This window comes from Affinundibacterium seohonense (genome assembly GCF_014284305.1).
GTDB classification, from domain to species: Bacteria; Pseudomonadota; Gammaproteobacteria; order Burkholderiales; family Burkholderiaceae_D; genus Undibacterium; species Undibacterium seohonense.
Window position 1 is genome coordinate 1 of record NZ_JACOFW010000100.1, and the last position, 375, is coordinate 375.

Here is a 375-nt window from a genome sequence, read left to right on the forward strand (position 1 = left end):
GTTTCACCAAGCTCAAAGCGATAGGTGACATTGGTGCGATACGGATTACAACGGAATTATTTTGGCGACGGTTTGATAATCAAAAACAAGTTGGTTCCTGTGTTGGATTGGTGCCGCAACCGTACGATAGTGGCACGATGCGAATCGACCAAGGCATCAGCAAGCAAGGCAACCGACGAGTGCGCTCCTTGCTCATTGAAATGGCGTGGATGTGGTTGCGCTATCAGCCAGAAAGTAAGCTTTCAATTTGGTTTGCGGAAAAGACCAACAGCCAAGCGCCCAACAAACGCGGTCGACGTGTGGCGATCGTCGCGGTGGCGAGAAGACTGGCGATTGCCTTGTGGCGCTACATCGAGCACGGCGTAGTACCTGAAG

1 protein-coding gene is annotated in these 375 nt (G+C 52.0%); it reads left to right on the plus strand.

Annotated features, from left to right (window positions below):
* Positions 1-375, plus strand: a 375-nt coding sequence (locus H8K52_RS22100; RefSeq protein WP_186924805.1) for a transposase, incomplete at both ends; no start/stop codon positions are given.